The following is a 24748-nucleotide window of genomic DNA, read 5'->3' on the forward strand; positions in this document are numbered from 1 at the left end:
CGCTCCTTAATAATCATCATCGAAATCCGGTCCGGCGTAGTTATCAAAGCGGGAGAACTGCCCCTGAAACGTCAGCCGCACCTTGCCTATGGGTCCGTTACGTTGCTTGCCGATAATGATTTCAGCGATACCTTTGTCGGGGCTGTCTTCGTGATAGACCTCGTCCCGGTAGATAAACATGATGAGGTCGGCATCCTGCTCAATGGAGCCGGATTCCCGCAGATCCGAGTTGACCGGCCGTTTGTCGGCCCGTTGCTCCAGGCTTCGGTTCAGCTGAGACAGTGCCACCACGGGCACTTCCAGCTCCTTGGCCAGCGCCTTGAGCGAGCGTGAGATTTCCGCAATCTCCAGAGTCCGGTTATCCGCCAGGCTGGGCACCGTCATCAGCTGCAGATAGTCAATCATGATCATGCTGAGGCCTCCATGTTCGCGGGCCACGCGACGGGCGCGGGAGCGAACTTCGGTTGGCGTCAGGCCGGAAGAATCATCAATATACAGCTGACCCTTTTCCAGCAACATGCCCATGGTGGAAGACAATCTGCCCCAGTCTTCATCATCCAGCTGCCCGGTTCGAATACGGGTTTGATCGATTCTTCCCAGGGATGCAAGCATCCGCATAATAATCTGCTCAGATGGCATTTCCAAGGAGAATATGAGCACTGGTTTGTCATTTGTTAGTGCAGCGTGCTCGCAAAGATTCATTGCAAAAGTGGTTTTACCCATAGAGGGGCGTGCTGCCACTATAATCAGATCGGAAGACTGCAGTCCGGCAGTTTTTTTATCCAGATCATTGTATCCGGTAGAGACACCGGTAATGCCCTGGTGCGGATTTTTAAATAATTCCTCTATGCGATCGATCGTCTTTTCAAGCAGGTGCCGCAGTGGTTGTGGCCCTTCATTGGCATTGGTACGGCTCTCGGCAATTTTGAACACCCGGCTTTCTGCCAAATCCAGCAGATCGGCCGAACTGCGTCCCTGGGGGTCAAAACCGGCCTCGGCAATTTCATTGGCCACCGATATCATTTCCCGCACCACGGCCCGCTCGCGTACTATGTCGGCATAGGCACCTATGTTGGCGGCGCTGGGCGTGTTTTTGGCTACTTCCACCAGATAGGAGAAACCGCCCACGGTTTCCAGGGCTTCGTGGCGTTCCAGTTCTTCCTGCACCGTGATCAGATCAATGGGGCTGTTGTTCTGGCTCAGCCGCTGCATGGCCTGAAACACCAGCCGGTGCGGCCGGCTGTAAAAGTCGGCATCCGAGACCTTTTCCGCCACTCTGTCCCAGGCGTTGTTGTCCAGCAGCAAGCCGCCCAGCACAGATTGCTCTGCTTCAAAGGAATGAGGGGGCATTTTCAGCTGGGCCAGGGCCTGATCGGACCGGGCGGCGGTCTTGTCTGTCATCTAAATTCTCACTGATTGAGCAAAACGTCATTATCGGAATTTTTACCGGTAACTGAAAGGTTCAAAGTTGTCTGCCGAGAATATTGACATAACATGTCACTGCATTAGGATGTTACCAGCCCGTTAACCAAGGAAATAACCATGCGCAAATTGCTTGCACTTTTTACTCTGATTTTTGCGGTCGGCCTCACCGCCACCGCCTTTGATGCCGAAGCCCGTAAAATGGGCGGCGGCAGCCGCTCTGTGGGTAAGTCGTTCAAAACAGCACCGGCCCAGCCCGCTCAGCAGAATATTAACCGCAATAACACCAACCAGACTCAGCCCCAGTCCAAAAAGTCCGGCCTGATGGGCGGTTTGCTGGGTGGCCTGCTGGCCGGTGGTCTGTTTGCGGCCCTGCTGGGCTCCGGTGCTTTTGAAGGCTTTCAGTTTATGGATTTCATACTGATTGCCGGTCTGGCCTTTGGTGCCGTTATGTTGTTCCGGGCGCTGCGCCGGGGCAAGGCACAGGCACAACAGCCCGCCTATAATGGCCCTCAGCGTTTTGAGGCACCGCCTCAGGCACCGGTTGCCGGTGCAACCGGCGGCTTTGGCCAGACTGATGTGCCTTTCAGCCTGCCTCCCGGTTTTGACCTGCAGGCGTTTTTGCAGGGCTCCCGTGAGCACTACCGTACGCTGCAAGAGGCCTGGAACCAGAACAATCTGGAAAAAATGCGTGAATATATGTCGCCTGAGCTGTTTGCCGAGCTGAGCCGTGAGCGCGCCACCCTGAGCGGCGAGCAACACACTGAAGTGATGTTTGTGGATGCCGAGCTGGTACGGGCCGATCACACTTCCTATCAGGCCCAGGTCAGCCTCAAGTTCAGCGGCCGCTACCGCGACAGTGCTGAAAATGTGGAGCAGGATATCAATGAAATCTGGCACCTGGAACGGGACCTGACCCAGCCCGATGCGCCCTGGCTGATTGTGGGCCTGGAAGATCTGGCCTGATTAACCCGAAATCAAAAGGGCAGCCCTCGGGCTGCCCTTTTTTATGGTGGTTTAAAACAACTCGTCGGTCACACTGGTGCCGCCAAACTGCTGGTGGCTGTCGGGCCGGCTGTAGCGCTGAGGCTCGGTGCCTTTCACAAAATACTCGGTGCGCCCCTGGCTGCTCAGCAAACCTGTGCTGGTATCTATGCTCGCCGACACCAGCCCGGCGGGCACACTGCGCGGTTGCTCGGGAAAATGCGACAGCGCCACTTTCATATAATCCGCCCAAATGGGCAGCGCAGTACTGCCACCAAACTCACCACCGGCCACCTGATCCCGCCCCAGGTTGGGGTTATAGGCGGTGCGGCCCAGCGGGCGGCCAAAGTCATCAAAGCCTACCCAGGCAGTGGCCACCCGGTTGGGGTTAAAGCCCGAAAACCAGGCGTCCCGGGAGTCATTGGTGGTGCCGGTTTTGCCGGCAATATCGGTGCGCCCCAGTGCCCGGCCCGCCCGCCAGCCTGTACCATTCCAGCGGCGGCTGCCACTGGCTCCGCCCTGAATGGCCGAGCCCAGCGCCGAGCTGATCAAGAAGGCGTTTTCCTCACTGATGATGCGCTGTTGCTCCGGTGCTGCCTGATACAGCACCAGACCATTGGCATCTTCAATACGCTCCACCACAAAAGGCGATACCCTGTAGCCACCGTTAGCAAAGGCAGCATAGCCGGTCACCATCTGCAGCGGCGTAGCCGACGGTGAACCCAGTGCCAGGCTCTCGGTAGCAGGAATGCTGGCCGTATCAAAGCCAAAGTCATTCAGGCGCTGCATGGCATTGGCAATGCCACTGTCGCGCAGCAGGCGGATAGACACCACGTTTTTGGAACGAGCCAGCGCCTCTCGCACCCGAATGGGGCCGTCATAAACATTGGGTGAGTTGCGCGGCTTCCATGAGTTGCCGCTGCCGGCATCCCAATGGTTAATGGGCGCATCATTCACCAGGCTGGCCAGGGTAAAACCATGATCCAGCGCGGTGGAATAGATAAAGGGTTTGATATTGGACCCCATCTGGCGCTCAGCCTGATTCACCCGGTTAAACTTGTTCAGCGTAAAGTTAAAACCGCCGCTCAGCGCCGTTACCGCACCTGTCTGTGGTTCCAGCGCCACCAGAGCACCGTTAATTTCCGGCACCTGGCCCAGCATCCAGCCCTCACCCTGAGGGCGCACCCAGATTTGCTCGCCGGCCTTTACAATCTCGCTGGCCTGTTTGGGTGCATGTGCCTGACGATTGTCGGCAATATAGGCCCGGGCCCACTTCAGGCCGTCCCACTCAAGGGTGCTGCTGCCCTTCTCCTTAATCACTACAGTCGCACTGCGTTCGCTCACACCGGTTACCACTGCCGGCAACAGAGGCCAGTAGTCCGGCAGCGTATCAAGGTGCTCGGTGATCTGTTCTTCATTCCAGGGCGTGCCCCCCTGCCACAGGGTAGCAGCAGAGCCACGGTAGCCATGGCGCAGGTCGTAACCCAGCAGGCCGTTAACCAGGGCTTCATTGGCCGCCTGCTGCTCGTCTGCATGTACTGTGGTGTAAATATTCAGGCCCCGGGTGTAGGCTTCTTCGCCAAACAGGGTCAGTGCAAACTGATGGGCCATTTCTGCCAGGTAAGGCGCATTCAGGGTAATTTCGGCACCGTGATAACGGGCTTTTACCGGTGCGGCCATGGCCTCGTTATATTGAGCCTGAGTAATTTTTCCGGTTTCCAGCATACGGCCCAGCACCACGGCGCGGCGTTCTTCGGCCCGGTGCGGATGACTGATGGGGTTCAGAATGGAGGGGGCCTTGGGCAGACCGGCAATCATGGCCATTTCTGCCAGGGTCAGGTCCGCCAGGTCCTTGCCGTAATACACCTGGGCCGCGGCACCCACGCCGTGGGAGCGGTGTCCCAACGGAATTTTATTCAGATACAGCTCCAGAATTTCATTCTTGCTCAGCTGTTTTTCAATGTGCAGGGCAAGAAAAATCTCCTTTACCTTGCGCACTATGGTTTTTTCCCGGGTCAGAAAAAAGTTGCGGGCCACCTGCTGGGTAATGGTGCTGGCCCCCTGACGTTTTTCTCCTGTGCTCAGCCATACCATGGCGGCCCGCACAATACCCACAGGATCGATGCCGGGGTGCTCATAAAAGCGGGCATCTTCGGTAGCCAGAAAGGCGTCAATCAGTGGCTGGGGCATTTGCTCAATGGATACGGGCGTGCGGCGCTGCTCACCATATTGCGAAATAAGTTCGTTGTCCTGGCTGTAAATTCGCATCGGTGTTTCCAGACGAACTTCCTTCAGCGCAGACACATCAGGCAATTCAGCACCAATCTGCTGATACAGCACCAACAGTGCCACTATGCCCGATAAGCCCAGAAAGAACACAAGGCTGAGCAGGCGAATAAGCCATTTAAACATGCAAGTTAACCCAATAAATCATTTTTTAACCAGTAGCCACGAAGTATATCCTGTGAGCGCCGTTATGTTCGAGCGCTTTTGGCTATATTTAGCCTGATTCCAACCTTGGCCCCAAGGCCGTCTAAGCTTAAAGACATTAATAAAAACAAGGGTATGGACGCTCATGTTTAGTCTGCTCAGAATGCGGGATACAGAATGGATGGTGGGTGTGGACTTGGGCTCGGCCAATCTCAAGGCGGTGGTCCTGAAAGGCCGGCCGGAGCACATGCAGCTGGCAGCCATGGCCATGGTTCCTGCTCCTGTTCACAGTATGGTGGATCATCAAATACAGGATATTGCGGCTGTTGGTGAAGCGCTCAGGCGGTTACGCCGTGAGCTTGGCAGTCGTGCGGGGGTTGCGGCCACCGCGGTCTCCGGCAGCAATGTCACCAGCAAAATTATTGCCTTGCCCAGAGGATTGACCGATGAGGAGCTGGAGCAACAAATAAGTCTGGAAGCCGATCAGCATATTTCCTCTTCTCTGGCAGATATCAGCCTGGACTTTGAACGTCTGGGCACCAACCCGCAGCGCCCCGACAGAGAAAACATTCTGCTCAGTGCCGCCCGCAAAGAAAGCATTGCCAGCCGGGTTTCAGCCCTTGAGCTGGCAGGCTGGCGCGTGCAGGTAATGGATATTGGCATTCACGCGCTGGCAAGGGCCGCGCATGCCCTGCTGGCCAGTGAGCGAATAGGCGTGCAGCGGCTGGCGCTGGCCGATATTGGTGCCGAGTGTCTGAGCTTTGGCGTGCTGGAGCAGGGCGAGCTGATCCACAGCCGGCTTAATCACTTTGGCGGAGCTGACCTTACCCGTGAACTGAGTGAGCTGACCGGGCTGCCCTTTGCTCAGGCAGAAGCAGCCAAGCTGGATCACACGCTGCCTGCGGAGCTGCAGGAAAACGCCAGTCAGCAGCATATCAACAATGTGCTTCAGCATCTTCGCCGCAACATGCACCTTTTTAACAGTGGTACCGACAGCCGGCCACCACAGGCGCTATTTCTCAGCGGGGGCGCCAGCCAGCTGCCCCAGCTGGCCGCCGTGCTGGAGCAGGAGTTAGCTATTCCCGTGCTGCAGCCGCGTTTTGACCGGCTGCTGGGTGGCAGTGAGCAGGACTATCCCGGTGCCGCTGCCTGCACCATTGCCCTGGGGCTGGCGCTAAGGAGCTTTACCCCGTGTCCCGTATAAATCTGCTGCCCTGGCGACAAGATCGTGCAACCAGGCAAAGAAAACGCTTTATGCTGCAGCTGGCACTGGCCTCGGCGCTTACCTTGCTGGCCATGGCGCTGCTTAATGTCCGTCTGACACAAGAGATCACCCGGCAGCAGGCGCGTAACCATTATCTGCAAACCGAGATCAACCAGTTGGATCAGGCGTTAGGAGAAATCAGCACCATTCGTCAGCAGCGGGAGCAATTGCTGGAGCGGGTCCGGCTGATTGATGAGCTGCAACAGCAAAGGGCCTTTTCAGTGCATCTGTTTAATCAGATGCCGGAGCTGGTTCCGCCCGGTGTGTACTTAAACTCGCTTAAGGTCAGCAGCGAGCACCTTGAGCTGGCGGGCAAAACCGAAGCCTACCCCAGGGTGGCTGCCATGCTGCGCCGCATGGAGGCCAGCCGCTGGCTTGCCAGACCCAGGCTCAGTGCCATTTACGCCGCCGGTGACGGCGACATTCCCCTCAGCCAGTTTTCCATGAATGTGATGGTCACCCCGCAAGGAGAGCAGCCATGAACCTGGAAGAGCTTAACGAACTGGAGCTTGAGCATATCGGGCAGTGGCCACGGCCCCTGAGAGTTGGTGTTATTGCGGCTGTCTGTTTGCTGCTGTGCGGACTGATGTGGCAGTTTCTGTTAAGTGATAACAGAGCCGAACTCGCGCGCATGACAGAGCGGGAAGCCAGCCTTAAAAATACCTTTGAGGCCAAAGCGGCGCAGGCTGCGGCCCTGCCTGCTTATGAAAAACAGCTCAAAACTCTTAAAGCGCGGCTTGATACCGAGCTGCAAAAACTGCCCAGCCGGCTTGAAGTGGCCGGTTTGCTCGACGACATCAGCTTCATTGCCACCGACAACGGCCTGCAGATAGAGCGCATCAACTGGGAAGCCGAGCAGCCGGGGAAGTTTTCCATCGAGCTGCCCATGCGCATTATTGTCAGTGGCAGCTATCATCAGCTGGGGCACTTTGTGGCCGATATCGCCGCCCTGCCGCGCATTGTCATACTCGACAGCTTTACCCTTAGCCACACCGGCAACGAGCAGCTTAATATGAGTATGCAGGCCAAAACCTATCAATATAACCCGCAGGAGATGCCATGAAAGCGCTGATGCTGATGCTGGTGCTGCTGCTGGGGCTGGCCAGCTGCGGTGATCCGGATAACCTGCAGCAATACACCCTGGATGTGCGCACCCGGCCGGGGGCGGCACCCGAGCCGGTGCCACCGGTCAGCAGTTATGTACCCGAGCCCTATCAGCCGGCCAGTCAGCGCAGCCCCTTTGCGCTGCCTGTGCCGGAAGTGGCCGCCACCGCACCACCCGCTGCCGCTCATTGCACTGCGCCCGCTATGCGCGGGCCCAAACAGCCGCTTGAGCACTATGCACTTGAGCGCTTGTCCATGCGCGGCACCCTGCAGCAGGGCGGGCTGATCACAGGTCTGGTGTCTGCGCCCGACGGCATTACCCACACAGTGACACCGGGTGACCGAATGGGGCTGCATCATGGTGAAGTCAGGGTGGTCAGCCGTGAACGTATTGTGCTGGAAGAATATCTGTCCGATGGCAGGGGGTGCTGGAATCGCCGTGAAAGCACCTTGTTGCTGGTCAGCAAAGAACAGGAGTGCGCCGTATGCAAACAATAACCATGGGCAGGCTGATGGTGTCAGTGTTACTGTCTCTGGCGCTGATGCCGGCAATGGCACAGCAGCTGAGCCAGCAGGGGAATAAGGGCATATCCATGAATTTTCAGGATATTCCGGTGCGCACCGCACTGCAGATCCTGGCTGATTTCAATCAGGTTAACCTGGTCACCACCGATTCGGTACAGGGCAATCTGACTCTGCGCCTCGACAACGTGCCCTGGTCGCAGGCACTGGATACCATTTTGCAGGTGCGTGGTCTCGATAAGCGCATGAACGGCAATATTCTGCTGGTGGCCCCGGCTGCCGAGCTGGCACTGCAGGAGCAGAGCCAGCTGGAAAATCAGCAGGCGCAGCAGGTGCTGGCCCCGCTGGAGACCGAATTTTTGCAAATCAATTACGCCAAAGCGGCCAGCATGCTGGCGCTGCTCAGTAATGAAAGCACCCGGCTGTTATCGGAGCGGGGGGCCATAGCGGTGGATGACAGGACCAATATGCTGGTCATTAAAGACACGCGGGAAAGCATCAGCAATGTGCGCCGCATGCTGACGCTGCTGGATATTCCCATTAAGCAGGTGGTGATTGAAGCACGCATGGTCACCATCAACGAGGGGTTGGAGCAGGAGCTGGGCATTAACTGGGAATACCGCAACGACACCGCCGGCGGCAGCAACCAGACCGAGGGTAACCTCAATGTCAATCTGCCAGTGTCGGCGGAAGGCGGCTCCATCGGCCTGCAGATTGCCAAGTTGTCCGGCGGTAATATTCTCGATCTGGAACTGACCGCGCTGGAGCGGGAAAACCGCGCCGAAATTATTGCCAGCCCCAGAGTGACCACCTCCAACCAGAAACCGGCGGTGATTCAGCAGGGGGTACAAATTCCCTACAGCACCGTCAGTGAGCAAGGCACCAATGTGGAATTTGCCGATGCCTATCTCAGCCTGGAAGTCACACCGCAAATTACGCCTGATCACCGTGTGGTGCTTGATTTACTGGTCACTCAAGACAGCGTTGGCGAGTTTATCACTCAGGCCGACGGCTCTGAGGTGCCTTCCATCAATGCCCAGTCGGTCACCACTCAGGTGCTGGTCAACGACGGTGAAACCCTGGTGCTGGGAGGCATTTACCAGCAGGACATTTTACGCCGGGTGAGCAAGGTGCCGCTGCTGGGCGACATACCGGTAATGGGGCACTTATTCAAAAGCACGCAAGACACCAACCGCAAGCGGGAATTGATTATCTTCGTCACCCCCCGTATCGTGCATGACAGCATTTAAGGAATTGTCGCCAAAATAAACAGTGGCGGCATGCTCCTTGCCAGTCGCCGGCGCAGTTGCGATAATCCGGCGTCCAGTTTCAGAAAATCAAGGTTAGGTTCATCGTCGACCCCGCGGTGTTCGTGGGGCGCATTTGTTTGTGAGAATTTCGTGCAACATGGCTGAAAAACGCAATATCTTCCTAGTGGGGCCCATGGGTGCGGGCAAGAGCACCATCGGCAAATACCTGGCGCAGCAACTGCACATGGAGTTTTATGACTCCGATCAGGAAATCGAGCGCCGTACCGGTGCCGATATCAGCTGGGTGTTTGATGTAGAGGGCGAAGAAGGCTTTCGTCTACGCGAAGAAAAGGTCATCAATGAGCTGAGCGAGCTGCAGGGCATAGTGCTGGCTACTGGTGGCGGTTCAATAAAGAGCCGCGAAAGCCGCAACCGGCTGTCGGCCCGGGGCATAGTGGTCTACCTCGAAACCACGGTAGAAAAACAGCTGGCCCGGGTGCAGAAAGACAAGCGCCGGCCCTTGCTGCAAACCAAAGAAGAGCCCCGGGATGTGCTGGAGCGTCTGGCTGAAGAGCGCAACGAGCTGTATCGGGAAGTGGCCGACTATGTGGTGCGCACCGATGAGCAAAGCGCCAAGCTGGTGGCCAATCAGATTGTTGAACTTATTGGCCTGTAAGCCCGGAGAAGCTCCATGGAAAGGTTAACCGTGAACCTGGGAGAGCGCAGCTATCCCATTCATATTGCCAGTGGCCTGCTTGCCGATGGTACCTTGCTGAAAAGTGCCATCAAGGGCAAAAAGGTGCTGGTGATCACCAATGAGGTAGTGGCACCGCTGTATCTTGCGCCCTTGCTGGCAGCACTGGCTCCGCTTGAGGCAGAAAGCCTGGTGCTGCCCGACGGCGAGCAGTTTAAAAATCTCGACACCTTTAATCAGGTGATGGGCACGCTGCTGGAAAACGGTCACGGCCGCGATACTACCCTTATCGCCCTGGGGGGCGGTGTTATCGGTGATCTCACCGGTTTTGCTGCTGCCTGCTATCAGCGTGGTGTGCCCTTTATTCAGGTACCCACCACACTGCTGGCTCAGGTTGATTCCTCGGTGGGCGGCAAAACCGCGGTTAACCATGCTCTTGGCAAAAACATGATAGGGGCCTTTTATCAGCCCGAGCTGGTGCTGATAGATACCGATTGCCTCGGCACACTGGCGGCGCGCGAATTTGCCGCCGGCATGGCCGAGGTGATCAAATACGGCATTATCTGGGACGCCGGCTTCTTCGCCTGGCTGGAGCAGAACATCACGCGTCTGCAACAGCTCGATACCGAGGCGTTGTCTTATGCCATTCGCCGCTGCTGCGAAATCAAGGCCGACATGGTGGCCAGTGATGAGCGTGAGCACGGCGTGCGCGCGCTGCTTAATCTAGGCCATACCTTTGGCCATGCCATTGAAGCCGAAATGGGTTATGGCAACTGGCTGCACGGCGAAGCGGTGGCGGCCGGCACCATGCAGGCCTGTCATACTGCCCGCCTGCGCGGTGATATGACCGAGGCCGAGGTGGCCCGGGTTCAGGCCTTGCTGGAGCAGGCTAACCTGCCAGTGGCCGGGCCTGAGCAAATGACCACAGCCAATTATCTGCCCCACATGATGCGGGACAAAAAAGTGCTGGCGGGTCAGTTGCGTCTGGTGCTGCCCCAGGGCATAGGCCGGGCTCAAGTGGTCAGTGATGTCACAGAAGCCCAGCTGACACAGGTGCTGAGCTGAATCGTGACCGGCTCTGTGCGTGCGCTCTCATCCCAGCAGCAGCTGCTAGAACGGCTGCTGCATCTGGCCCGGCTCGACCATGAGCTGGCGCTGGTGTCTGGCCCCAAAGGGGCGGGCAAATCCACGCTGGCCACTCTGCTCACTCAGCAAAGTGAGTTGCTGACGCCGGTGGTGCTCGACGCCCGTTTAATCACCAGCCAGAAAGTATTTCGTGAAGCCTTGCTGGAGCAGTGGTTTGCCGGTGCCATCTTTGATGCCGGCGATCCCCTTTCCGACTCGGTAAACCGGCTGCTGCCCGCCGCACCCGGCAAGCGTCTGCTGGTGGTGGATAACGCCCAGTGGCTGACCGACGCTCAGTTGCAGGAGCTGGCCGAAATGAGCCTGGCACTGCCATCGGCGCAGCGGCCCTTTATGGTATTGATGGGGTTGTCATCCTGGGCCAGTGGCGTGCGCACCCTGTTGCAGGAGCTGCAAATGCCGGTGCTGGAGCTTGAAGTTCCTGAACTGAGCGAAGAAGATAAACTGCAGTTATGCAGCCTCCGGGATAGTGCGCCGGCGGCCGGGCAACTGGCCAGCATGCATTATCCGGGAGATCTTGTGGTCAGTACGGAGCCAAGCATGAAAACACCCGAATACCGCCAGTGGCTGGAGCAAAAGCCGGTTAAAATTCTGCTGACAGGGCTGATTATTGTAGGGCTTGGCGTGATTGTCAGTGCCTTGCTGGGCAAGGATGAAGCGCCGCCGGCCCAGGTTGCTCAGCCGTTTCAGGCTGAATCCCTGCCTGAGCCTCCGGCCGGTCCTGTGACTGCTGACACCCTGCCGGTGACGCCTGCTGCTGAAGAGCAGGGAGAAGCCCTAGTCAGTGACTGGCCGGTAGAGCCGTTACCCGAGTCTCCCCGTGTTACCACTCAGGTGGCCGAGTCGCCGCAAGACACCAGCAAGGAGCGGGTGGTCATAGACGATGAAGTGGTCAGTCAGCTGATGCAGCGCAAAACCGTACAAGCGGCCAGCAAGCAGGCACAAAGTGCGCCGGCGGCACAGCCGGCGGCCGGTCAGCCCGCTGCGCTTTCCCGGCAGCCAGCAGGGCACTACACCCTGCAGCTGATGGCCAGCCGGGATAAGAACGCACTTAATCAGCTGATGACCCGCCATAACTTATCACCAGCCTGGGTCTATTCCCGCAACCTGAACGGTCAGCCCTGGTATGTGCTGGTGCACGGTGATTTTGCCTCAGCCGAGCAGGCCAGAGCGGCAGTTGGCCGCCTGCCTGCAGAGCTCAGGGCTGCCAAGCCCTGGCCCAAGCCTTTTGGCCAGGTGCAAAAAGAGGCCACCCCCTAGTCATGGCCATGGTCATGACTCTTCCATGGGGTTACAATGCGCGCCCTTTATTTGCGTTCCGGGTCCGGCAAGCATGGCAACAGTAACAAAAACCCGCGCCTTTCTTAAATGGGCCGGCGGCAAATATGGTCTGGTAGACAACATCAACCGCCGGCTGCCTGAGGCAGGCACCCTGGTTGAGCCTTTTGTGGGGGCCGGCTCGGTATTTCTGAACTCGAACTTCGATGCCTACATACTGGCCGATATCAACGCCGATCTGATCAACCTCTATCAGCTGCTGAAAACGCGCCCCGATGCCTTTGTGCGCGAGGCTGCGGGCCTGTTTGTGTCTGAGCACAACGACAAAGCCGTTTATTATGGTCTGCGCACCGAGTTCAATCAGGAGCAGGACAGCTGGCGCAGAGCCCTGCTGTTTTTATATCTGAACCGCCATGGCTATAACGGCCTGTGCCGCTACAACCGCAAGGGCGGTTTTAACGTGCCTTTCGGGGCCTATAAAAAGCCTTATTTTCCGGAAAAAGAGCTGTGGTTTTTTGCCGAAAAAGCGCAAAAAGCCACCTTTGTGTGCCAGGGCTATGATCAGGTGTTTGCCAATGCCACTCTGGATCAGGTGTTTTACTGTGATCCGCCCTATGCACCTTTGTCTACTACCGCCAGCTTTACCACCTATGCCGCCAACGGCTTTACTCTGGACGATCAGGCCATACTGGCCCGGCTGGCCCGGGAAACCGCCGCTAGGGGCGTGCCGGTGCTGATCAGCAATCACGATATTCCGCTCACCCGCGAGCTGTACCGGGAAGCCAGCCTTGATGTGGTGGCGGTCAAGCGCACCATCAGCCGTCACGGCCATAACCGGCAAAAAGTAAACGAGTTGCTGGCGCTGTTTCGCTAAGACAGCACCATTTTTACAATTCCCAGCAGTGCCAGCACAAACACCAGTATCAACACCACCCCCAGTGCCACCCAGGGCCAGGGGCTGCCGGAAAACTGCTGCCGGCGATGGTGCTCCGACTGCACCCCGAACAAGGCCGCCAGCACGCCCTGCAATCTGTGTTTCCAGTTCATCAATTAAACTCCTTACATTCTTTCCAACCCCACCCTGACCCTCCCCTTGGAAAGGGGAGGGAAAATGTGTGCTCCTGTACACTTCCCCTTTTTAAGGGGAGGTGTTTCTTTGTCTCCTCCCCCTTTTTAAGGGGGAGGCTGGGAGGGGGTTATAGCTTACCGCTTTCTGAAGGGGTAGAATTGGAGCGTTTTTTGCGCTCAAGGTAACCCCGATGAAAGACTTTTTAATTGCACCTTCCATTCTGTCTGCCGATTTCGCCCGTCTGGGCGAAGACGTAGATAACGTGCTGCAGGCCGGTGCCGATGTGGTCCATTTTGATGTCATGGATAACCACTATGTGCCCAACCTCACTATAGGCCCCATGGTGTGCAAGGCGCTGCGTGATTATGGCATTACCGCGCCCATCGATGTGCACCTGATGGTTAAGCCGGTAGACAGCCTGGTGCCCGACTTCGCCAAAGCCGGAGCTTCCATTATTACCTTTCATCCGGAAGCATCCGAGCACATTGACCGCACCCTCGGGCTTATTCGCGAGCAGGGCTGTCAGGCCGGCCTGGTGTTTAACCCGGCCACACCGCTAAGCTATCTTGACTATGTCATGGACAAGGTAGACGTTATTCTGCTGATGTCGGTCAACCCCGGTTTTGGCGGTCAGTCCTTTATTCCCGGCACCCTCGACAAACTGCGCGAGGCCCGTCGCCGCATTGATGAAAGCGGCCGTAACATTCGCCTGGAAATAGACGGTGGCGTCAAGCCCGGTAATATTCGGGAAATAGCCGAAGCCGGTGCCGACATGTTTGTGGCCGGCTCGGCCATTTTCAGTCAGCCCGACTACAAAGCGGTGATTGACGACATGCGCCGGGAGCTGGCTGCCGCCCATGGCTGATTTTGATCTGGTTCAGTTTGATCTCGACGGCACCTTAATAGACAGCGTGCCTCAGCTGGCTGAAGCCATCAACGACATGCTGACCAGTCTCAATTATGCCACCCAGCCGCTGAGTGCGGTGCGCAGCTGGGTGGGCAACGGGGCCGATATGCTGGTACAGCGTGCGCTGACGGCGACCCTGGGGCATATTCCGGACGCCACGCTGCAGCAGCAGGCCCGTTACCGGTTTGACGAGGCCTACGCCAGCCATGCCTACGGCACCCTGGTGTTTTATCCCGGTGTGCTCGGCACCCTTGAGCAGTTGCGCGCATCGGGTAAACGGCTGGCGCTGGTGACCAACAAGCCCTACCGTTTTGTGCCGGGCATACTGGCCGCCGCCGGACTTGAAGATTATTTTGAACTGGTGCTGGGCGGCGACAGCATGACCGAGAAAAAGCCCAGTCCTGCTCCGCTGCTGCATGTGTGCCGGCAGCTTAATGTAAGCCCGGCCCGCAGCCTGATGGTGGGCGACTCCGAAAACGACGTGCTGGCGGCCAAAGCAGCAGGCATGGCGGTGGCAGGGCTCACCTACGGCTATAACTATGGCCGCGCCATTGCCGACAGCCAGCCCGACTGGGTGCTCGACGACTTTGCCGGTCTGGTTTCAATACTTAAGCTTTAAATACACCACAAGGAATATCATGGCTAAACCCATCGTACTCAGCGGTGCCCAGCCCTCGGGCCAGCTGACCATAGGCAACTACATGGGCGCCCTGCGCCAGTGGGTAAAAATGCAGCAGGACTATGACTGCCTGTATTGCATTGTGGATATGCACGCCATTACCGTGCGCCAGGACCCGCAGGCCCTGCGCTCTGCTTGTCTGGATGCCGCTGCGCTTTATCTGGCCATTGGCCTCACCCCCGAGCAGAGCACCATTTTTATTCAGTCTCATGTGCCCGAACACGCCGAGCTGGCCTGGGTGCTGAACTGCTACACCCAGTTCGGCGAGCTGTCGCGCATGACCCAGTTTAAAGACAAGTCCAGCCGCTATGCCGAAAACATTAACGCCGGCCTGTTTACTTATCCTGCGTTAATGGCTGCCGATATCCTGCTTTATCAGGCCAATCAGGTGCCGGTGGGCAATGATCAAAAGCAGCATCTTGAGCTGACCCGGGATATTGCCTATCGCTTTAATCAGCTGTACGGCGAGGTATTTACCGTACCCGAGCCCTTTATTCCGGAAGACGGTGCCCGCATTATGAGTTTGCAGGAGCCCACCAAAAAAATGTCCAAGTCGGACGATAACGCCAATAACTTTATCGGCCTGCTGGAAGATCCCAAAAAGATCGCCAAAAAGCTGAAGCGCGCCGTTACCGACTCGGACGATCCGCCCCTGGTCAAGTTCGACCCCCAAAACAAGCCCGGCGTGTCCAACCTGCTTACCCTCATGTCCGGTGCCGGCGGCCGCTCCGTGGCCGAGCTGGAGCAGCACTTTGAAGGCAAAATGTACGGCCACCTCAAAACCGAAACCGCCGAAGCCGTGCTCGACATGCTCACGCCCATTCAGCAGCGTTTTCATGAGCTGCGGGAAGACGAAACCGAGCTGCGCCGGGTGCTGACGCTGGGTGCCGGCAAGGCCCGGGAAAAAGCAGTGAAAACCCTCGACAAAGTGTATGATGTAATTGGTTTTGTGCCCCGGGCACGTTAAGCCTGATGTTCCCGTGCTAAACACGGGAACTATTTATTATTTTCAACTATCTTAACAGACAGGTTCATCCTGTTTACTTCTTCCTTTTGGAATACACTCATCAATGAATGAAACGATGAATCCAGAGCAGCAACTGCAGGATAAAATGTATTGGCTGCGCAAGTTCCGCATGGCCAAAAACGACAAAACCCTGGAGCGCATGGTCTCTCGCGCCATAGACGAATATCACAGCAAATCACAGATTGCCGCCGCCATTTATCTGGCAGAATGCCAGCGCGAGCGTGAGCTCACCCTGGGGCGCTATCTCGACAGCTGAGCTGCTTTATAGGGCACCAGTTGCTGATCAATGGCCCCAAAAATACTGCGCCCCTGCTCGTCCAGCATTTCCATACGCACGCTGTCTCCAAACTGCATAAATGGCGTACTGACCTCGCCGGTGTTCAGCAGCTCGCGGGTGCGCCGCTCGGCAATGCAGCAGGAGCCGGTGCTTTCATCCCGGTTGGATACGGTGCCCGAGCCAATCACGGTGCCGGCACTCAAGTGGCGGCTGAGGCAGGCGTGAGCAATAAGCCGGTCAAAGCCAAAGGTCATATCAACCCCGGCATTGGGGTGGCCAAACAGCTGGTTGTTTAAAAAGACCCGCAACGGCAAATGCAGCCGGGCGTTTTGCCAGTGCTGGCCCAGTTCATCGGGAGTCACCGCCACTGGCGAGCAGGCGGTGGCGGGTTTCGACTGAAAAAAGCCAAACCCCTTGGCCAGCTCTGCCGGAATCAGGTTGCGCAGCGAGACATCGTTCACCAGCATCAGCAGCCGCACATGGGGATGGGCCTGTTCAGCGCTGATGCCCATGGGCACATCGCCGGTAATCACCGCTATTTCCCCTTCAAAGTCGATGCCCCAGGCTTCATCCGCCAGCTCAATTGGCTCACAGGGGCCGAGAAACCCGTCCGACATGCCCTGATACATCAGCGGATCGGTCCAGAAATCCGGCGGCATGTCGGCCCCACGGGCTTTGCGCACCAGCTCTATGTGGCTCACATAGGCACTGCCGTCGGCCCACTGATAGGCCCGGGGCAGGGGCGCGGCACAGGCCGCCGTATCAAAGGCAAAAGCATGAGCGCATTCACCACGGTTCAAACGCTGATACATGGCGTTCAGCCCCCGCTCGCATTCATCCCAGTTATCCAGTGCCGCCTGCAGGGTAGCTGCAATGCCGTCGGCGCGGCAGGCCAGCTGCAAATCCCGGGATACCACTACCAGGCTGCCATCGCGGCCTTCTTTTAAAGATGCCAGTTTCACGATTTCCTCCAGGAGTTGACATAATCGGTGTTCTCCACACCGGCAGGAAGGGTAGCCAGCTCCAGCGGATAGCGGCTGTCAATCATCACTGCTACCTCGTTGGTGGCCGTGCGGGAATTGCTCTGTGCGGAGGCCAGCGCCTTGGGATGCGGCCCGTGAGTAAAGCCACAGGGGTGCCAGGTGATCATGCCGGCATCAATGTTATCCCGGCTGAAAAAATTACCTTCATGGTAAAACAGCACCTCGTCGTAATCGTCATTGTTATGAAAAAAAGGCACCTTGAGTGCACCGGCGTCCTGCTCCATGGGGCGGGGCACAAAGGTGCAGATCACAAAGTGGCTGGCCACCCAGGTGCTGTGCGCAGAAGGCGGCAGATGATAACGATGGCTCATCAATGGCCGAATATCCCGCCAGTTCAGCCGCAGCACGGTTAAGTCACCCTTCCAGCCCAGCGCATCAAGCGGATTAAAGGGATAAGTGATGGTATTAAACTGCCCCCGGGCCTTGAGCCTGACTTGCCACTCACCGGCGCGCCCGGCCTGCTCCGCAAAGGCTTCATCTATATGAGGATGTTCCAGCACACCCGGGTCAAAAATGGCATGCTGGCCGGCTGGGCCTCGGTCGGCCAGCTGATAGCTGCCGTGGGTGGCTTCTATCATCAGCAGGGTAACCGGCTCATTCGGCTCAATTCGCCAGCTGGTGGAGCGGGGAATAATTACATAATCCCCCTTGCTGAAGGGCAGCCGGCCATAGTCGCAAAACAGCACGCCGCTGCCCGCATGCACAAACAGGCATTCTTCGCCGTCGCCGTTGCGCACCAGATGATCCATGGGGCTGTTGCAGCGCCACAACCGAACGCATAAATGCTCGTTATAAAGCAAAGGAACCGCATGCCAGGGGCAGGGGCCCATATCGGGAAGCTTGTTGGTATCCAGTGCGCGCGGACGCAATGATCCCTCCCAATGGCTCCAGCCGGTAGGCGGATGGCGGTGATACATATGTGTGGCCGGGCCAAAAAAGCCGTCTTTGCCAATCTCCCGCTCATAGCTGCCGGCGGGCAAATCGCAGTGCGCCTGGCGGGAATGCACGCCTTCACGCAGCGGAAAAGACACTCGGTGTTTCAATGTTGCCTCCGGTGAAGATCAAACTCTTACTCACTATAGCTGCCTGGCCATAATGTGCGGCATGGCTTCAAACTTGTGTTCAAAAATGGTTACACTCCTGTCTTTACAGGCAAACAGGAAGCAAGTCATGGATGAGCAGAGCGCGCTGGAGCTGGAACACTTTTTACCCTACAAACTGATGCAGGTAGCCGAGCGGGTAGGGGCCGAACTGGCCGTCTTCTATCGCAAGGAATTTGGCATAACCCGGCCCGAGTGGCGGCTGATGGCGGTGCTGGGCGACGGCCGCTCGCTGATTGCCCGGGAGCTGGCCGACATCACCTGCATGGACAAGGTAAAAGTGTCCCGGGCGCTGCAGGGGCTGGAAGATAAAAAGCTGATAAAGCGCAAGCCCAACCCCAGGGACCAGCGCGCCGCCCGCATTTTGCTCACCCCCGAGGGCAAGGCACTGCATCAGCGCATGGTGCCCAGAGTGCTGGAATGGGAAGCCTGTCTGGCCGAAGGCCTGACCGGCGGCGACACCAAGCCGCTGCTTGCCAGCCTTAACCAGCTGCTCACCCGGCTGGAAAATATGTAAGCCCCCTTCGGGGAGCCGTAAGCTGTCACTCCGGGCTTGACCCGGAGTCTATGGCAGGCACCGCCGTCGCCTGCAGAATGGATTCCGGCTCGGTGGTCGGAATGACACTGCGCTTACAGTTGTATTCCCTTACCAAACTGTCAGAATTTACCGGCTTCTACATTTTATCGAGATTTTTGTTATGCGCTTTTACCAAACCGGACTCACAGTGCTGGCTGCACTGGTGCTTTCTGCCTGTGCCTCCAACAAAAATGAGCCCGTGCCGGCTCGCCTGGATGTGCTGCACGGCCCCACCTTTATTAAAAACGGTAACGCCACCGGCGAAAAAGACATTACCGTCAGATCTCCCTATTTTGCCTTTGCCATCAGTGCCGACACCGGCGCCGTGGTGGATCTGGCCATTGCCAGCAACGGCCAGTACGGCCCGGATCTGGTGCGCTCCCTCGACTTTGTGCCCGGTGACGGCAAGCTCACCTCGACAAAAATTGACGTGAAAGAACAGTCTGGCGAGCGTGTTGTAATAGAACTGCAGCGCGAGCTGAACGGCAAACCGGTAACCAGCCGCTATGAGGTTAACCTCAGCAATGCCGGCATTCGTTTAAGCACCACTCAAGATGGCAAACAGTTCTCCGGCTATCAGCTGGAACGCAACCAGGTTCCTGCAGCCCTGCCCAGCTATAACGACATGCCCAACATGGTGCAGGCGCACTGGACCGCCGCCAGTCTGCAAAACGAACTGGGCATTCTTTATGAAAGCGACGATCTGCGCAAAAACCGCGACAGCGGAGAAGTCAGTGCCTGGCTCAGCGCTGGTGCCCTGGACGTGCTCAGCGCCGACAAGCCCATGTATGGCGGCCAGGGCATACCCAGGCTGGCACTGCTGGAGCTGACGCCGGTCACCTCCGGCTTTGAGGCGCGCCTGCAGGAGCTGCGACAGCGCTGGAGCCGGGGTGAAAAGGTTTATCTGGGCGGCAACAGCGGCAAGCTCTATGCCTACACGCCCAAAGGCAGGCTCAGTGCCGACTACGCCACGGCCGCAGGCAAAGGCCACAGCTTTTTAAGCTTTGGCCCGCAGGTGTATCCCATTACCACCAACTTCGGCGGCACCGCCAAACCCTTTACCGAAACTCAGGTAGAGTTTCGCTCCGAGGTGGGTCTGGCCAGGGCCGAAGTCTGGCTGGATGGTGTGCAGGTAGCCGGATGGAAAATTAACGGTGCCAAATGGTTCAGAACCGGTGTGCCCGTGCCGCCCAACCACACCTGGATGCAATGGGTAGTGGAAGATCGCAACGGCAAGCGCGCCTACTCCAACCCCATCTGGATCGATTGAGATCAAAGCGCGAATGTGATTAGTTCTCGCTTATAGTTAAGTTCTCTTAAATCAATGACTTATCTTGTGTTTTAATTTGAAAAACGGCCATTTGGCGTCTATCCTTATGGCCATCATTGAACGGGGAGAGTGGTTATGAAAGGGGACAAAAAAGTCATTGAGCACCTGAACAAGGTGCTCAGCATAGAGCTGACCTCCATCAACCAGTATTTTCTGCACGCCCGCATGTTCAAAAACTGGGGCCTCAGCAAGCTGAACGAGCGGGAATACAAAAAATCCATCAAAGACATGAAACAGGCCGATGAGCTGATCGAGCGCATTCTGTTTCTGGAAGGCCTGCCCAATCTGCAGCACCTGAACCGGCTGCGCATTGGTGAAAACACCGAAGAAATGCTCGGCTGCGACCGCGATCAGGCCACAGAGCAGCTGAAAGTGCTGAAAGACGCCATTGCCTACTGCGAGTCGGTGCACGACTTCGTCTCCCGCGAGCTGCTCTGTGAGCTGGAAGAATACGAAGAGGGCCACCTCGACTGGATAGACACTCAACTGGACCTTATCAGCAAAATCGGCCTTGAAAATTACCAGCAGTCACAACTGTAAGGGAGCAGAATAATGAAAGGTAATCAGCAAATTATTGCCGCACTCAACGAGCTGCTGGCAGGCGAACTCAGCGCCATGGACCAATACTTCATTCACTCCCGCATGTATGAAGACTGGGGACTCACCAAGCTCTACGAGCGCATTGACCACGAATTTGAAGACGAAAAAGGCCATGCCTCCAAGCTGATAGAGCGCATTCTGTTTCTGGAAGGCACGCCCGACATGGTGACCCGGGTGCCGCTGAACGTGGGCAAAGACGTGCCCTCCATGCTGCAGAGCGATCTGGATCTGGAATATAAAGTCATCAAGGATCTGCGCAAGGTCATGGCCCTGTGTGAACAAGAGCAGGACTACCAGACCCGCGACATGCTGCAGGTGCTGCTGGAAGACACCGAAAACGATCACACCCACTGGCTGGAACAGCAGCTGGGCCTCATTCAGCGCATCGGCCTGCCCAACTACCTGCAATCACAGATGTAACCCCCTTTGCTCCTCCCTTTTTTAAGGGGAGGGAATCGTTTTTGCTCCTCCCCCTTTTTAAGGGGGAGGTTGGGAGGGGGTTGCAACAAACCCCACCCTGACCCTCCCCTTGGTAAGGGGAGGGAATCGTTTTTGCATTTCCCTACAAACATTCAACCAGATAATCCACCAGCAGCCGCACTCTTGGCGACAGGTGTTTATTATTCGGATACACCACCCACACGCCGTCGTCCGGCACCCTGTATTCCTCCAGCAGGCTCACCAGCAACCCCTTGTTCAGCGCTTCTGTTACGTAATAATCCGGCAGCTGCACAATTCCCAGTCCCTTGATGGCGGCATCCTTCAGTGCCAGCCCCGAGTTGCAGTGCCAGCCAGACGGCAGGCGAAAACGGCGGGGCTGCTGGTTCTCAATAAACCGCCAGTGATCCACAGTGCCGGCCAGGCAGCGATGTGTGCTCAAATCATTAATGTGCCGGGGCGTGCCATAACGGGCCAGATAATCCGGCGAGGCACACAAAAACTGAGTGCGCCGGGCCAGTTTGCGGCACATTAAACTGGACGAGCCCAGACTGCCCAGCCGAATGGCCAGATCAAATCCTTCCTGCACCAGATCCACAGTGCTATTAGTCAGCACCATATCCAGCTGCAGGCCGGGGTAGCGCAGCAAAAAGTTATTCACCAGCGGTGCCACAAACTGCTCGCCATAATACACCGGCGCGGTAATGCGCAGCCGTCCCGCCGGGTTGCCCTCCAGCGTCATAACCTCCTGCTCTGCCGCCTGCAGGGCGTGCTTGATCTGGCACACCTGCCGGTAATAAACACGGCCTGTGTCGGTAAGGGTGAGCTTGCGGGTAGTACGATACAGCAGCTTGGCCCCCAGCCGCTTTTCCAGCTGATTCACCCGCCGGCTTACATGGGCCACAGACACATTCAGCCGCTGTGCTGCCGCAGTAAAGCTCTCGCTCTCCACTACACTTACAAATTCGTTAATGCCTTCCCAGTCGATCATTTTTACTCACTGGTAAAAGTGTTTTGCTATATAAGTCATTATCAACGGTGGGGGCTGTAATACAATAACCGGCATTATCCCTTCGGGGAGCTGAACCCTTCGGGGAGCTGTAAGCTATAAGCTGTCAGCTGTAAGTTAAAACCATTGAGCTGACAGACCGGCGTAGTGCAACCGCGCTGATGATTCGTGTGTTAAAGCCAACAGGAGCCAATAATGGACATGATTAAAACCCGCGCCGCTGTAGCCTGGGAGCCGGGCAAGCCGCTCAGCATTGAAGAAGTAGATCTGATGCCGCCGCAAAAAGGCGAAGTGCTGGTGCGCATTGTGGCCACCGGTGTGTGCCATACCGACGCCTACACCCTGTCCGGTGACGATGCCGAAGGCGTGTTTCCGTCCATTCTGGGCCACGAAGGTGCCGGCATAGTAGAAGCCGTGGGCGAGGGCGTAACCAGCCTGCAGGTGGGCGACCACGTTATTCCGCTCTACACCGCCGAATGCGGCGAATGCAAATTCTGTAAATCCGGCAAAACCAACCTGTGCCAGGCCGTGCGCGCCACTCAGGGCAAAGGCCTGATGCCCGACGGCACCACCCGTTTCTTTAAAGACGGCAAGCCGATTTTCCACTACATGGGCTGCTCCACCTTTGCCGAGCGCACCGTGGTACCGGAAATCTCCCTGGCCAAAATCAGCAAAGAAGCGCCGCTGGAAAAAGTGTGCCTGCTGGGCTGTGGCGTTACTACCGGCATGGGCGCGGTTAAAAACACCGCCAATGTGCAGGAAGGCGACACTGTAGCGGTATTCGGCCTGGGCGGCATTGGCCTGGCGGTGATCATTGGTGCCGTGCAGGCCAAGGCCAGCCGCATTATTGCCATCGACATTAACGAAGATAAATTCGAAATTGCCAAAAAGCTGGGTGCCACCGACTGCGTCAACCCCAACGACTACGACAAGCCCATTCAGGACGTAATTGTAGAAATGACCGACGGCGGCGTGGACTTCTCCTTTGAATGCATCGGCAACGTAAAAGTCATGCGCTCCGCGCTGGAAGCCTGCCACAAAGGCTGGGGTGAATCAGTGATCATCGGTGTGGCCCCGGCCGGTGCCGAAATCTCCACCCGTCCGTTCCAGCTGGTAACCGGCCGGGTCTGGAAAGGCTCCGCCTTTGGCGGCGTAAAAGGCCGCTCTCAGCTGCCCGGCATAGTAGAGCAGTACATGAACGGCGAGTTTGAGCTGGACACCTTCATCACCCACACCATGGGCCTGGACGACATCAACCACGCCTTTGACCTGATGCACGAAGGCAAGTCCATTCGTTCTGTGATTCTTTACGACAAATAAATAGCTGTAAGCTTTAAGCTATCAGCTGTAAGCAGCCCGAAGTCGCTTGTAAACCCGTGTCACTCCGTACTGAATCAAGTTCAGCATGACGGGCCGGAGTCCATGTAACAGGCGGCTAGTGATACTGCAGGCACCATGCTGTGCCTGCAATACTCGGTGTTTGTCTTACAGCTTAAAGCTGACAGCTTACAGCTACCCGAAGGGGAAGCTATGAACATTGTTCAACAACAAAAATGCTTTGGCGGCCGTCAAATTCGCTACCAGCACGACTCCAGAACCCTTAACTGCAGCATGCAGTTTTCCGTGTTTCTGCCGCCGCAGGCAGAGCAGGGGCCGGTGCCGGCGGTGTATTGGCTGTCGGGGTTAACCTGCACCGATGAAAACTTTTCGTCCAAGGCCGGTGCTCAGCGGGTGGCCGCCGAGCTTGGGCTGGCGCTGATTATTCCCGATACCAGCCCCCGGGGTGACGGCGTGGCTGACGATGCCGACGGTGCCTACGATCTGGGCCTGGGCGCGGGCTTCTATGTGAATGCTACCCAAGCGCCCTGGAACAAGCATTATCACATGTATGACTATGTGCTGAGCGAGCTGCCGGCGCTGGTGGAAAGTGAGCTGCCGCTCAACGGCAAGCGCGCCATCAGCGGTCATTCCATGGGTGGCCACGGCGCATTGGTGCTGGCACTGCGCAACCCCGGGCGGTTTGTGTCTGTGTCCGCCTTTGCGCCCATCTCCAACCCCACGGATTGCCCCTGGGGCCACAAGGCCTTGAGTGCCTATCTGGGTGAAGACAGAGCGGCCTGGGCCGAGTACGACGCCAGCCTGCTGCTGAAAGCAAAAGGCAGCTCACTGCCCATGCTGGTGGATCAGGGGGACGCCGACAACTTCCTGGCCGAACAACTCAAGCCGGAAGCACTGCAAGCGGCTGCCAATGAAAGCGGTGCCAAACTTGAACTGCGCCTGCAGCCGGGCTACGACCACAGCTACTACTTCATTGCCAGCTTTATAGAAGACCACCTGCGGTTTCATGCGGAGTATCTGGGTTAAAACAAACCCCGCCCTGACCCTCCCCTTGGCAAGGGGAGGGAACCGTTTCGGCTCCTCCCCCTTTTTAAGGGTGAAGGCTGGGAGGGGGTTGCAACAACCCCACCCTGACCCTCCCCTTAAAAAGGGGAGGGAATCGTTTCAGCTCCTCTCCCTTTTTAAGGGAGAGGCTGGGAGAGGGTTAGTTGAGGTTTTCTCCCTGAGTCAGTTATTTTATCCCTATGCACTAAAACACTGCAG

At 57.1% G+C, this 24748-nt stretch carries 25 protein-coding genes and 1 pseudogene; 20 read left to right on the top strand and 6 right to left on the bottom strand.

The window, feature by feature from the left end; all coding sequences use genetic code 11:
* Positions 1-6: 6 nt before the first annotated feature.
* A complete protein-coding gene (gene dnaB, locus R0I78_RS04725; protein WP_019933205.1) occupies positions 7-1401 on the bottom strand; it encodes a replicative DNA helicase in 1395 nt (464 codons plus the stop codon).
* Positions 1402-1542: 141 nt separating this feature from the next.
* Between dnaB and R0I78_RS04730 the strand changes: the two genes are divergently transcribed.
* Positions 1543-2388 carry a Tim44-like domain-containing protein gene (locus tag R0I78_RS04730; RefSeq protein WP_317074500.1) on the top strand — a complete coding sequence of 282 codons (846 nt, stop codon included), beginning with the start codon at positions 1543-1545 and terminating at the stop codon, positions 2386-2388.
* Positions 2389-2439: 51 nt separating this feature from the next.
* On the opposite strand, the gene R0I78_RS04735 is transcribed toward R0I78_RS04730, so the two are convergent.
* Positions 2440-4818, bottom strand: coding sequence for a PBP1A family penicillin-binding protein (locus tag R0I78_RS04735; protein WP_317074501.1), 2379 nt, complete (start codon positions 4816-4818; stop codon positions 2440-2442).
* 163 nt (positions 4819-4981) lie between these two features.
* On the opposite strand from R0I78_RS04735, the gene pilM reads away from it, so the two are divergent.
* From pilM to R0I78_RS04780, 9 genes and pseudogenes are all read left to right on the top strand, one after another.
* A complete protein-coding gene (gene pilM, locus R0I78_RS04740) occupies positions 4982-6040 on the top strand; it encodes a type IV pilus assembly protein PilM (protein ID WP_317074502.1) in 1059 nt (352 codons plus the stop codon).
* Positions 6028-6582, top strand: a complete 555-nt coding sequence (locus tag R0I78_RS04745) for a PilN domain-containing protein (RefSeq protein ID WP_317074503.1) — start codon at positions 6028-6030, stop codon at positions 6580-6582. The genes pilM and R0I78_RS04745 overlap by 13 nt, the downstream gene beginning before the upstream one ends.
* Positions 6579-7163, top strand: coding sequence for a type 4a pilus biogenesis protein PilO (locus tag R0I78_RS04750; protein WP_317074504.1), 585 nt, complete (start codon positions 6579-6581; stop codon positions 7161-7163). The genes R0I78_RS04745 and R0I78_RS04750 overlap by 4 nt, the downstream gene beginning before the upstream one ends.
* Positions 7160-7702 carry a pilus assembly protein PilP gene (locus R0I78_RS04755; RefSeq protein WP_317074505.1) on the top strand — a complete coding sequence of 181 codons (543 nt, stop codon included), beginning with the start codon at positions 7160-7162 and terminating at the stop codon, positions 7700-7702. Before R0I78_RS04750 ends, R0I78_RS04755 begins: the two co-directional genes overlap by 4 nt.
* 71 nt (positions 7703-7773) lie before the next feature.
* Positions 7774-8976, top strand: a pseudogene (locus tag R0I78_RS04760) (type IV pilus secretin PilQ); the annotation flags it as partial.
* A gap of 157 nt (positions 8977-9133) precedes the next feature.
* Positions 9134-9652 carry a shikimate kinase AroK gene (aroK, locus tag R0I78_RS04765; protein ID WP_026344579.1) on the top strand — a complete coding sequence of 173 codons (519 nt, stop codon included), beginning with the start codon at positions 9134-9136 and terminating at the stop codon, positions 9650-9652.
* A gap of 15 nt (positions 9653-9667) precedes the next feature.
* Complete coding sequence (gene aroB, locus R0I78_RS04770; RefSeq protein ID WP_317074506.1) at positions 9668-10735, top strand: 3-dehydroquinate synthase; 1068 nt, start codon at positions 9668-9670, stop codon at positions 10733-10735.
* A 3-nt stretch (positions 10736-10738) separates the two neighbouring features.
* Complete coding sequence (locus R0I78_RS04775) at positions 10739-12073, top strand: SPOR domain-containing protein (protein WP_317074507.1); 1335 nt, start codon at positions 10739-10741, stop codon at positions 12071-12073.
* Positions 12074-12146: 73 nt separating this feature from the next.
* Complete coding sequence (locus tag R0I78_RS04780) at positions 12147-12965, top strand: Dam family site-specific DNA-(adenine-N6)-methyltransferase (RefSeq protein WP_317074508.1); 819 nt, start codon at positions 12147-12149, stop codon at positions 12963-12965.
* On the opposite strand, the gene R0I78_RS04785 is transcribed toward R0I78_RS04780, so the two are convergent.
* The gene (locus tag R0I78_RS04785) at positions 12962-13138 is read right to left on the bottom strand and encodes a DUF2970 domain-containing protein (RefSeq protein WP_317074509.1); all 177 of its coding nucleotides are present in this window, start codon (positions 13136-13138) and stop codon (positions 12962-12964) included. The two genes, R0I78_RS04780 and R0I78_RS04785, sit on opposite strands and share 4 nt — an antisense overlap.
* Positions 13139-13350: 212 nt before the next feature.
* Here R0I78_RS04785 and rpe point away from each other — a divergent pair, with 212 nt between their 5' ends.
* From rpe to R0I78_RS04805, 4 genes are all read left to right on the top strand, one after another.
* Entirely contained in the window at positions 13351-14025 is a 675-nt protein-coding gene (gene rpe, locus R0I78_RS04790; protein ID WP_019933218.1) for a ribulose-phosphate 3-epimerase, read from the top strand.
* On the top strand, positions 14018-14686 hold the full coding sequence (locus tag R0I78_RS04795) for a phosphoglycolate phosphatase (protein ID WP_317074510.1): 669 nt from the start codon (positions 14018-14020) through the stop codon (positions 14684-14686). The genes rpe and R0I78_RS04795 overlap by 8 nt, the downstream gene beginning before the upstream one ends.
* A gap of 19 nt (positions 14687-14705) precedes the next feature.
* Entirely contained in the window at positions 14706-15713 is a 1008-nt protein-coding gene (gene trpS, locus R0I78_RS04800) for a tryptophan--tRNA ligase (RefSeq protein ID WP_019933220.1), read from the top strand.
* 103 nt (positions 15714-15816) lie between these two features.
* On the top strand, positions 15817-16029 hold the full coding sequence (locus tag R0I78_RS04805) for a hypothetical protein (protein WP_040614365.1): 213 nt from the start codon (positions 15817-15819) through the stop codon (positions 16027-16029).
* Here the strand turns inward: R0I78_RS04805 and R0I78_RS04810 are convergent.
* Both R0I78_RS04810 and R0I78_RS04815 read right to left on the bottom strand, forming a co-directional pair.
* Positions 16014-17012, bottom strand: a complete 999-nt coding sequence (locus tag R0I78_RS04810; protein ID WP_317074511.1) for a fumarylacetoacetate hydrolase family protein — start codon at positions 17010-17012, stop codon at positions 16014-16016. The two genes, R0I78_RS04805 and R0I78_RS04810, sit on opposite strands and share 16 nt — an antisense overlap.
* Positions 17009-18136, bottom strand: coding sequence for a homogentisate 1,2-dioxygenase (locus R0I78_RS04815; protein ID WP_317074512.1), 1128 nt, complete (start codon positions 18134-18136; stop codon positions 17009-17011). Before R0I78_RS04815 ends, R0I78_RS04810 begins: the two co-directional genes overlap by 4 nt.
* A gap of 127 nt (positions 18137-18263) precedes the next feature.
* Between R0I78_RS04815 and R0I78_RS04820 the strand changes: the two genes are divergently transcribed.
* The 4 genes from R0I78_RS04820 to bfr (R0I78_RS04835) all read left to right on the top strand — a co-directional run bounded on the left by R0I78_RS04820 (position 18264) and on the right by bfr (R0I78_RS04835) (position 21120).
* Positions 18264-18710: a MarR family transcriptional regulator gene (locus R0I78_RS04820; RefSeq protein ID WP_317074513.1), complete on the top strand. Its 447-nt coding sequence runs from the start codon at positions 18264-18266 to the stop codon at positions 18708-18710.
* Between the two features lie 181 nt (positions 18711-18891).
* The gene (locus R0I78_RS04825; protein WP_317074514.1) at positions 18892-20040 is read left to right on the top strand and encodes a hypothetical protein; all 1149 of its coding nucleotides are present in this window, start codon (positions 18892-18894) and stop codon (positions 20038-20040) included.
* A gap of 135 nt (positions 20041-20175) precedes the next feature.
* Positions 20176-20640, top strand: a complete 465-nt coding sequence (gene bfr / locus R0I78_RS04830) for a bacterioferritin (RefSeq protein WP_317074515.1) — start codon at positions 20176-20178, stop codon at positions 20638-20640.
* A 12-nt stretch (positions 20641-20652) separates the two neighbouring features.
* Positions 20653-21120, top strand: a complete 468-nt coding sequence (bfr, locus tag R0I78_RS04835) for a bacterioferritin (protein ID WP_019933244.1) — start codon at positions 20653-20655, stop codon at positions 21118-21120.
* 142 nt (positions 21121-21262) lie between these two features.
* Here the strand turns inward: bfr (R0I78_RS04835) and R0I78_RS04840 are convergent, their stop codons facing one another.
* A complete protein-coding gene (locus R0I78_RS04840; protein WP_317074516.1) occupies positions 21263-22129 on the bottom strand; it encodes a LysR family transcriptional regulator in 867 nt (288 codons plus the stop codon).
* A 219-nt stretch (positions 22130-22348) separates the two neighbouring features.
* Here R0I78_RS04840 and R0I78_RS04845 point away from each other — a divergent pair, with 219 nt between their 5' ends.
* Positions 22349-23467 carry an S-(hydroxymethyl)glutathione dehydrogenase/class III alcohol dehydrogenase gene (locus R0I78_RS04845; protein ID WP_317074528.1) on the top strand — a complete coding sequence of 373 codons (1119 nt, stop codon included), beginning with the start codon at positions 22349-22351 and terminating at the stop codon, positions 23465-23467.
* Between the two features lie 210 nt (positions 23468-23677).
* Positions 23678-24511: an S-formylglutathione hydrolase gene (gene fghA, locus R0I78_RS04850; protein WP_317074517.1), complete on the top strand. Its 834-nt coding sequence runs from the start codon at positions 23678-23680 to the stop codon at positions 24509-24511.
* Positions 24512-24748: the final 237 nt, after the last annotated feature.

The organism is Oceanimonas sp. CAM02, from assembly GCF_032842915.1.
GTDB classification, from domain to species: Bacteria; Pseudomonadota; Gammaproteobacteria; order Enterobacterales; family Aeromonadaceae; genus Oceanimonas; species Oceanimonas smirnovii.

Bases quoted from the DNA above. Each gene is read 5' to 3' on its own strand.
- dnaB (WP_019933205.1), bottom strand. From the start codon at position 1,401: ATGACAGACAAGACCGCCGCCCGGTCCGATCAGGCCCTGGCCCAGCTG.
- R0I78_RS04730 (WP_317074500.1), top strand. From the start codon at position 1,543: ATGCGCAAATTGCTTGCACTTTTTACTCTGATTTTTGCGGTCGGCCTC.
- R0I78_RS04735 (WP_317074501.1), bottom strand. From the start codon at position 4,818: ATGTTTAAATGGCTTATTCGCCTGCTCAGCCTTGTGTTCTTTCTGGGC.
- pilM (WP_317074502.1), top strand. From the start codon at position 4,982: ATGTTTAGTCTGCTCAGAATGCGGGATACAGAATGGATGGTGGGTGTG.
- R0I78_RS04750 (WP_317074504.1), top strand. From the start codon at position 6,579: ATGAACCTGGAAGAGCTTAACGAACTGGAGCTTGAGCATATCGGGCAG.
- R0I78_RS04755 (WP_317074505.1), top strand. From the start codon at position 7,160: ATGAAAGCGCTGATGCTGATGCTGGTGCTGCTGCTGGGGCTGGCCAGC.
- aroK (WP_026344579.1), top strand. From the start codon at position 9,134: ATGGCTGAAAAACGCAATATCTTCCTAGTGGGGCCCATGGGTGCGGGC.
- aroB (WP_317074506.1), top strand. From the start codon at position 9,668: ATGGAAAGGTTAACCGTGAACCTGGGAGAGCGCAGCTATCCCATTCAT.
- R0I78_RS04780 (WP_317074508.1), top strand. From the start codon at position 12,147: ATGGCAACAGTAACAAAAACCCGCGCCTTTCTTAAATGGGCCGGCGGC.
- R0I78_RS04785 (WP_317074509.1), bottom strand. From the start codon at position 13,138: ATGAACTGGAAACACAGATTGCAGGGCGTGCTGGCGGCCTTGTTCGGG.
- rpe (WP_019933218.1), top strand. From the start codon at position 13,351: ATGAAAGACTTTTTAATTGCACCTTCCATTCTGTCTGCCGATTTCGCC.
- R0I78_RS04795 (WP_317074510.1), top strand. From the start codon at position 14,018: ATGGCTGATTTTGATCTGGTTCAGTTTGATCTCGACGGCACCTTAATA.
- trpS (WP_019933220.1), top strand. From the start codon at position 14,706: ATGGCTAAACCCATCGTACTCAGCGGTGCCCAGCCCTCGGGCCAGCTG.
- R0I78_RS04805 (WP_040614365.1), top strand. From the start codon at position 15,817: ATGAATGAAACGATGAATCCAGAGCAGCAACTGCAGGATAAAATGTAT.
- R0I78_RS04820 (WP_317074513.1), top strand. From the start codon at position 18,264: ATGGATGAGCAGAGCGCGCTGGAGCTGGAACACTTTTTACCCTACAAA.
- R0I78_RS04825 (WP_317074514.1), top strand. From the start codon at position 18,892: ATGCGCTTTTACCAAACCGGACTCACAGTGCTGGCTGCACTGGTGCTT.
- bfr (WP_317074515.1), top strand. From the start codon at position 20,176: ATGAAAGGGGACAAAAAAGTCATTGAGCACCTGAACAAGGTGCTCAGC.
- bfr (WP_019933244.1), top strand. From the start codon at position 20,653: ATGAAAGGTAATCAGCAAATTATTGCCGCACTCAACGAGCTGCTGGCA.
- R0I78_RS04840 (WP_317074516.1), bottom strand. From the start codon at position 22,129: ATGATCGACTGGGAAGGCATTAACGAATTTGTAAGTGTAGTGGAGAGC.
- R0I78_RS04845 (WP_317074528.1), top strand. From the start codon at position 22,349: ATGATTAAAACCCGCGCCGCTGTAGCCTGGGAGCCGGGCAAGCCGCTC.
- fghA (WP_317074517.1), top strand. From the start codon at position 23,678: ATGAACATTGTTCAACAACAAAAATGCTTTGGCGGCCGTCAAATTCGC.